Source organism: Corynebacterium sp. HMSC062E11 (assembly GCF_001811845.1).
GTDB lineage: Bacteria > Actinomycetota > Actinomycetes > Mycobacteriales > Mycobacteriaceae > Corynebacterium > Corynebacterium hesseae.
Genome location: NZ_KV806787.1, coordinates 1 through 7601 on the forward strand (window position 1 = coordinate 1; position 7601 = coordinate 7601).

6 protein-coding genes are annotated in these 7601 nt (G+C 62.7%); 2 read left to right on the forward strand and 4 right to left on the reverse strand.

Annotation, left to right across the window (positions count from 1 at the left end; all coding sequences use genetic code 11):
- Positions 1-39: 39 nt before the first annotated feature.
- Entirely contained in the window at positions 40-1260 is a 1221-nt protein-coding gene (locus HMPREF2822_RS04660) for an acetate kinase (RefSeq protein ID WP_070521625.1), read from the reverse strand.
- Entirely contained in the window at positions 1261-2625 is a 1365-nt protein-coding gene (gene pta, locus HMPREF2822_RS04665; RefSeq protein WP_070521628.1) for a phosphate acetyltransferase, read from the reverse strand.
- 348 nt (positions 2626-2973) lie between these two features.
- Between pta and HMPREF2822_RS04670 the strand changes: the two genes are divergently transcribed.
- Positions 2974-5094, forward strand: a complete 2121-nt coding sequence (locus HMPREF2822_RS04670; RefSeq protein WP_070521629.1) for a glucose PTS transporter subunit IIA — start codon at positions 2974-2976, stop codon at positions 5092-5094.
- A 115-nt stretch (positions 5095-5209) separates the two neighbouring features.
- Positions 5210-6037, forward strand: a complete 828-nt coding sequence (locus HMPREF2822_RS04675; protein ID WP_070521630.1) for a PRD domain-containing protein — start codon at positions 5210-5212, stop codon at positions 6035-6037.
- A gap of 34 nt (positions 6038-6071) precedes the next feature.
- Here HMPREF2822_RS04675 and HMPREF2822_RS04680 read toward each other — a convergent pair whose 3' ends face one another.
- Entirely contained in the window at positions 6072-6971 is a 900-nt protein-coding gene (locus tag HMPREF2822_RS04680; protein ID WP_070521632.1) for a class F sortase, read from the reverse strand.
- Positions 6972-7173: 202 nt separating this feature from the next.
- The coding region (locus HMPREF2822_RS04685) for a hypothetical protein (protein ID WP_198530957.1) at positions 7174-7601 on the reverse strand (428 nt) is incomplete at its 5' end.

Genomic DNA, 7601 nt, shown 5'->3' on the forward strand with positions numbered 1-7601 from the left:
CTCCATGTCCAAAAACCCTATGGACATAACAACCTAGAACTAGTACAGGCCCGCCTCCCGGGCCATGGCCGCGATGCCCGCGGACTTCTGCGCGATGGCCAGTTCCTCGTTGGTCGGCACCACGAAGACCTTGACCTGGGATTCCGCGGTCGAAATCATGCGCGGCTCCTTCGAGCGCACGAGGTTGGCTTCCTTGTCGAAGTCAATGCCGTACATGTCCAGGTTGTACAGCGAATCCTGGCGGACCTCGGTATCGTTCTCACCCACGCCGGCGGTAAACGTAATCGCGTCCACGCGGCCCAGCGCAATCATGTATGCACCGATGAAGCGGCGCAGCTGGTGGATGTAGATGTTGTAGGCCAGCCAGGCGTCCTGGTCCTCGTTGTTGATGCGCTCGCGCAGCACGCGGAAATCGTTGACACCCGCAATGCCCTTCACACCGGAGCGCTTGTTCAGAAGGTTGTCGATCTCATCGATCGACATGCCTGCCTCACGCGAGAGGTGGAAGATGATACCCGGGTCAATATCGCCCGAGCGCGTGCCCATGGCCAGACCCGCCAGTGGGGTCAGGCCCATCGAGGTATCGATCGGGCGGCCGTTGCGAATCGCCGCCGCCGAGGCACCGTTGCCCAGGTGCAGCGTGATCTGGTGGACGTGCCCCGGGTCGCGGTCCAAGAGCTTCGGCACCTGCTGCGAGACGAACTCGTGGGAGGTTCCGTGGAAGCCGTAACGGCGAATATCGTACTGCGAGGCCACATCGTTATTGATGGCATAGAGCGCGGCCGCCGGCGGCATGTGGTTGAAGAAGGCCGTATCAAAGACCGCCACGTGCGGGATATCCGGCAGCAGCTTGCGCGCCACGCGGATGCCGTCCAGGTTGGCCGGGTTGTGCAGCGGCGCGAGCGGGATGAGGTCCTCGATCATGGACTCAATCTGGTCCACGATGAGCTGCGGCTCGCTGAACAGGCGCCCACCGTGCACAACGCGGTGGCCCACGGCGATGACCTCGACATCCGTCGGGCCCACGCCGTGCTCGTGCATGATGCCGAACGCGCGGTCGAGGCCGAAGGAGTGGGTAGGAATCTCCAGCTCTTCCTTGTATTCCTCACCGCCCGTCTTGACGGTCACCGCACCCTGCGGCTCTCCGACCTGCTCCACCAAGCCGGAGACCAGCGGGGTATCCGTGGCCGAGCTTTCCGGGTCCACCAGCTGGAACTTAACCGAGGAGGAACCCGAATTGAGAACGAGTACGTACGCCATCTACTTCACCCCTGCCTGGATAGCGGTGATAGCCACCGTGTTGATGATGTCCGGAACGGTCGCGCCACGCGAGAGGTCATTGACCGGCTTGTTCAGCCCCTGCAGAATCGGGCCCACCGCCAACGCGCCACCGGTGCGCTGCGCCGTCTTATAACCAATGTTGCCGGCCTCCAGGTCCGGGAAGACGAAGACCGTAGCCTTACCCGCAACGTCAGATTCCGGCGCCTTCTTGGCGGCCACGCCGGGGTCACAGGCAGCGTCGAACTGCAGCGGACCATCCACCGCCACGGAAGAATCGATGCCGCGAGCCACCTCGACGGCCTGCGTCACCTTCTCCACGTCCGGGCCAGCGCCCGAGGTACCCGTCGAGTAGGACAGCAGCGCCACGCGCGGGTCCAGGCCAAACTGTGCCGCGGTCTGCGCGGACACGATGGCGATCTCGCCGAGCTGCTCCGGGGTCGGGTTCGGGTTCACCGCGCAATCACCGAACGCCCACAGGCGGCCCGGCATCACCATGAGGAAGATGGAGGAAACCACGGAAGCCTCCGGCTTGGTCTTGATGATCTGGAAGGAAGGCTTAATGGTGTGTGCCGTGGTGTGCGCCGCGCCGGAGACCATGCCATCGGCCAAGCCCTTGTGCACCATCATCGTGGCGAAGTAGGACACGTCCTTCATGGTCTCGCGCGCCTGCTCCAGCGTCACGCCCTTCTTCTTGCGCAGCTCCGCAAAGTCCGCTGCAAATTCCTCCGCCAACGGGGATTCCAGGTGGTTGATGATCTCCACGCTACTCAGGTCGATCCCGAGTTCCTGGGCGCGCTTTTCGACGTCCCCGTCACCCAGAATCGTCAGCTTCGCCACCTTGCCCTTGATGAGCTCCCCCGCGGCCTGAAGGATGCGGTCATCCTCGCCCTCCGGCAGCACGATGTGCGCCCCGATTTCGCGGGCCTGATCCAGAAGCTGCTTCTGGAAGAGCTCGGCGCACATATAGGGCTCGATGTCCTCCAGGGAGGAAATCGCACTGGGGACGGAGGAGACGTCGCCCACCGCGCCCACCACGGTGGCGCCCACCGAGCGCGCGTGCTCCAGTGCCAGCTCTGCGGCGCGGTCAGGCGCGTCGGAAACCAGCACGAAGGGCAGGCCCAGAGCGGCTGCGGCCTTGGCGTCAAAGTCCATAACGCCTGTTCCCTGAAGGACCAGGTTGCCCGCGGGGGCGTTGTCCAAAACCTCGCTGAGCGTGGTTCCCAAGTCATCGACCTGGGCGAAGGTGGCTCCTAGTTCCTGAGCCACAGCAGCAACGTCCAAGCCGTCGAAGCCGCGCCCGATGACGCTGATAAAGGCAGAATTGCGTGAGGACTTGGCGGTCATGACCAACCTTTCTCTGCATAGAAGGTGTGTACCCGGGGTCACAATTTGGGACACACAGTGACACTACGACACTTTCACAGTACGGGAACACATCCCTGCTCGCCGCCCGCTTGACGCTTTTCCTCATCAACTTCCCAGGCCACCGACACCTATCCCGGAACCACAGTGTGCTATCCCACAGTAACTTGTCTCCCGTGAGCACCCCGGAGTAGGCTCCTAACCAGGATTGTTACTTCGGGCAAGACCTAGGCTCCCCACTCTTAGCCGCGTGGGGATGGTTCGCTATGAACCATTGTGGCCTAGGTCTTTTGTGGTTTTCACAGGCCCTTAACTCGCGAAAGGATTCTCATGTCGACTGATATTCGCTCGGCAGCCGAGGCCATCCTGGATGGCATCGGCGGGGCGGAGAACATCACCTCTCTCACGCACTGCGCCACCCGCCTGCGCTTTGAGCTGGCTGATGCCTCCAAGGCAGACAAGGAAACACTCGAGGCCATCCCCAAGGTCATGGGTGCCGTGCCCCAGGGCGGCCGCAACTACCAGGTTGTCATCGGCGGTGACGTGGCCACGGTCTATGACGAGATCAAGGCCCTCCCGCAGATGAAGAACCGCAACCAGTCCGGCGGCCAATCTAATGACGATGTCAAGGCCGCCGCCCGCGCCAAGTCCAAGGGCAAGCTGCCGTGGATGGACGCCTTCTTCGAGTACCTTTCTGACTCCTTCCGCCCGATTCTGGGCGTGCTGCTGGGCGCTTCCCTCATCATCGCCTTCGCCTCCGTCCTGGACGCTTTCGGCGTCGTGGACTTCCGTTCCCCGGACAAGCCTGCCTCCTGGTTCTTCGTGGACGCCATGTGGCGCTCCGTGTTCTACTTCCTGCCGGTGATGGTGGCCTACAACGCTGGTAAGAAGCTGCGCATCGACCCGTGGGTCCCAGCCACCATCATGGCGGCGCTCTTCACCCCGGAGTTCCTGAACCTTTCGGAGAACCCCGCGGTCCAGTGCGTCACCAACGACACCCTCGGCGCTGAGCAGTGCTCCATCCCCATCTTCGGCATGACCATGCAGCTGCCGGAGTACGGCGGCAACGTCTTCGTGCCGCTCATCATGGCGGCCGTAGCGGCGCTCTTCTACAAGGGCTTCCAGAAGATCATCCCGTCTGCGGTGCACATGGTCTTCGTCCCCTTCCTCACCCTGCTCTTCGTCATCCCGCTGACGGCCTTCCTCATTGGCCCGTTCGGTGTGTGGGCCGGTAACGGCATTGGCGCTGGCCTGTCCTGGATGAATGACAACGTTCCGTTCGTCTTCGCCCTGGCTATCCCGATGCTCTACCCGTTCCTCGTCCCGCTGGGCCTGCACTGGCCGCTCAACGCCCTCATGCTGGTCAACATTCAGACCTTGGGCTATGACTTCATCCAGGGCCCGATGGGCGCATGGAACTTCGCCTGCTTCGGCGCTACCGCTGGCGTGCTGGCACTGTCCATCCGTGACCACGACACCGTGATGCGTCAGACCTCCGGCTCTGCCCTCCTGGCTGGCCTGCTCGGCGGCGTGTCCGAGCCTTCCCTCTACGGTATCCACCTGCGCTACAAGAGGATTTACCCGCGCATGCTGGTGGGCTGCTTCGCTGGTGGCCTGACCGTGGCCCTGTTGACCCTGGGCACGAACGGCATTACTACCGACGCCTTCGTCTTCACCTCCCTGCTGACCATCCCGGTCTTCACCCCGATGGCCAAGTACGCCATCGCCATCGCAGTGGCCTTCTTCGTGGCCTTCTTCCTCATCCTCTTCACCGACTACCGCACCCCGGAGGAGCGCGCTGAGGCTAAGGCCGCCCGCGAGGCAGCCGAGAAGGCCGAGCTCGACAACGCCAACACCGCCGACAACGCCGCGCTTGCCGACGCCCCCGCAGCAACCGCCGCTGCCGGCGCTGGCGCCGGTGCCGCCACCGCAACCGCCACCAAGGCTGACGTCGGCGCTGCTGCAGACGCCGACACTACTGAGCCCGCCGCTGGCACCACCACCGACATCGCCTCCCCGGCTGCCGGCAAGGTTGTCCCCATGGCTGAGATCGATGACCCGGTCTTCTCCGCCGGCACCCTGGGCGACGGCGTGGGCATCGTCCCCGAGAACAACGAGGTATACGCCCCCGTCAGCGGCACCGTCATGAGTGCCATGAAGTCCGGCCACGCCTACGGCATCAAGACTGAAGACGGCGTGGAGGTCCTCGTCCACATCGGCATCAACACCGTGAAGATGAAGGGCGAAGGTTTCGCCCCAGCCGTCAAGAAGGGCGACACGGTCAAGCAGGGCGAGCTGCTTGCCACCGTTGACTTCGCCAAGGTCACCGAAGCCGGCTACGACACCACCATCGTCCTTGCCGTGACCAACACCAAGGCGCTGTCCGCCGTCACCCCGGCTGGCCTGAACCACGCCGCCGCTGGCGATACAGTCATCACCACGACCCGCTAAAGGACCCACTAGGGAACCTTTAGCACGCCTCTAACGACCCCTGACTAAGCTGGCTCGATGGAACCACCATCGTGGCCGGCTTTAGTCGTTTTAACCCCAACCAGAAAGGTGCCTTGTGCAACTGTTGCGAGTGTTCAATAACAACGTCGTGCTCGCACGCCGCGGCGCGGAGGACGTGATCGTCACCGGACGCGGAATCGGCTTCCAGGCTCACCCCGGCACTGAGGTTGACCCCGCCAAGGTGGTCAAGGTCTTCGTCCCGGATTCTGGCCGCGACCCGGACCACCTGGCCGCCATGATCGCCGGCATCCCCGGCGAATACGTTCAGTTGGTCATCGACGCCATGCACTCCGTCGACATGTCTGAGGCACTGCGCAGCAAACTCACTTTGGTCGTCGCGATTGCGGACCACATCCACGGTGCCGTCAACCGCGGCAACGCCGTGTCTTATCCCCTCGAAGCCGAGGTGCGCCACCTCTACGCCGAAGACTTCGCCCTCGCGCAGCAGCTACTCACGGCCATCAACGGCGGGCTCCATAAGCCCCTGGCTCCCGACGAAGCCGTGGCCATCACACTGCACTTGGTCAACGCCGGCTTCGCAGTGGGAGATCTCTCCGGCACCTACCGCATGACGGGTCTGATCCAGCAGATCCTGGCCGTCATCGGCTCGCACATCGATACGGAGCTCAATAGCGAAGACATCTCCGTCGCCCGCTTCATCACGCACCTGCGCTACCTCTTCGTGCGCATGGCGGAACACCAGCAGCTCGACTCCGACGACCGCCAAGTGGCCACCGCCATCTCCGCGCGCTACCCCGATGCCGTCGAGACCGCCCAGATGGTAGCCAACCTCATTGAGCTGCGCCTCGACAGCGCTCTAACCCCCGATGAGGTCTCCTACCTGACGCTGCACATCGCGCGCCTGGAGGAGGCCTCCGCCTAAGCCATCACCCCGCTTAGGCGATAAACCAACCAACCTAAGCCGCCGGTGCCTCGACAGCGCCCTCAGCGGGCACGTCGACAGCACCATCGACCGGTGCCTCAGCGCCGCCTTCGACCGGTGCCACTGGCTCTGCCACGGTGATGATGTTGTCCTCGTAGCCCAACTCGCCGCCAACGAACTTGCCGCCGCAGGTGATGAGGACCAGGCGGTTCTCTCCCTGGGTGTCATTGACCACGTCCGGGAAACCTGAGCCCTTCGGCAGACGGTACGGCGCCTCCGTCACGCGGAACTGGCGCTCCTCACCGTCGATGAAGACGGTGAATTCCTGGCCCTGCTCCAGGGTGGTGAACTTCTCCGCAAAGCCCGTTCCCTGACCCTGGTAGTTGATGTGGCCGGTGATAACGCTGGAGCCCACCGGGCCAGCCTCACCCGGTACTGCGGAGGCGGAGTACCAACCCAAGCGCTGCACATCGCGCGGCGGAATCAGCATGCCGGTATCCGTGACCTGAATCGGGTCCACGGCGGCGAACTCATCGTTGATGCCCAAGGACATGGCACCGAAGCCACGGAACTCACCCGGTGCCGGTTCAGCCTCATGGTTCTGCTCACCGGAGTCATCCACGAAGGGATCATTGTTCGTCGTCGGTGCGACAGACTCAGCGCTTTGCGACGTCGACATTGAATCCCCTCCTGCATTGTCATCCGCGGAATCATCGCCATTGCGGCCCGCATAGATCACCAATTGCACGACGACCAAGATGACCGCAATGAGCGCTACGAGACCAATGAGGAGCTTCTTATTGCCCTTCTTCGATTCACTCGCTGGCTGCTCATCACCGGCACGGTGCTTTCCCGCGGCAGCCTCCCCGGCCGTCTCACCCGTGGAATCGGCGGGGTATTCCGGAATATCGTTCTGTTGGCCTTCGCCAGCCATAATCTCTGCTCCTTGTTCCTGTCTTCTAGTTGTGGGCGTCTAGCTTCTAAAAGTCTTCGCTATGGGGTTTCGATGTAAACAATAGTCTAAGAATCATATGACGAATCCCCTCCAGCGTTTTCACCCTGGAGGGGATTGTCCTAGTCATTGTCTGCCCTACCACACCCAGCCGGTGAGGGCCGGGATGGTATTGCAGTGCGGACTACTTGATGAAGTCCTGCATGCCTGGGTCAAGCTCAGTTGCACCAGAAGGTACGTGCTTGATCTCCACGCGGTGGGTGTTGGACGGCATCGGCTGACCGAAGTCCTGCGGCTGGTTAGCAGCATCCTCCGGCGGGGTTGCGTCCAGGACGGTAACCTCGCGGTCATCGCGGCCGGTGTTGTCATGGGACTCACCGTGGTTGTGGCCACCATTGCCACCATCGTGTCCGCCGTTGCCACCGTTGTGGCCACCGTCGGTGATGATCTTGATCAGGCCCAGACCCGGGATGAGCAGCAGCCACCACGGCAGGTCCTTCTTCGAGCTGCCCTTGTCTCCATCATTGTCCTTACCGTCGCCCTTATCCGGGGTATGGGAAGGCTTATCGGAGTCAGAAGTAACCGTCTGGTTCTTGTCGTTGATGTCCTTGT

What these genes read in the sequence shown, in the direction of transcription:
- HMPREF2822_RS04660 (WP_070521625.1), bottom strand. Translation starts at nt 1,260, where the DNA reads ATGGCGTACGTACTCGTTCTCAATTCGGGTTCCTCCTCGGTTAAGTTC.
- pta (WP_070521628.1), bottom strand. Translation starts at nt 2,625, where the DNA reads ATGACCGCCAAGTCCTCACGCAATTCTGCCTTTATCAGCGTCATCGGG.
- HMPREF2822_RS04680 (WP_070521632.1), bottom strand. Translation starts at nt 6,971, where the DNA reads ATGGCTGGCGAAGGCCAACAGAACGATATTCCGGAATACCCCGCCGAT.
- HMPREF2822_RS04670 (WP_070521629.1), top strand. Translation starts at nt 2,974, where the DNA reads ATGTCGACTGATATTCGCTCGGCAGCCGAGGCCATCCTGGATGGCATC.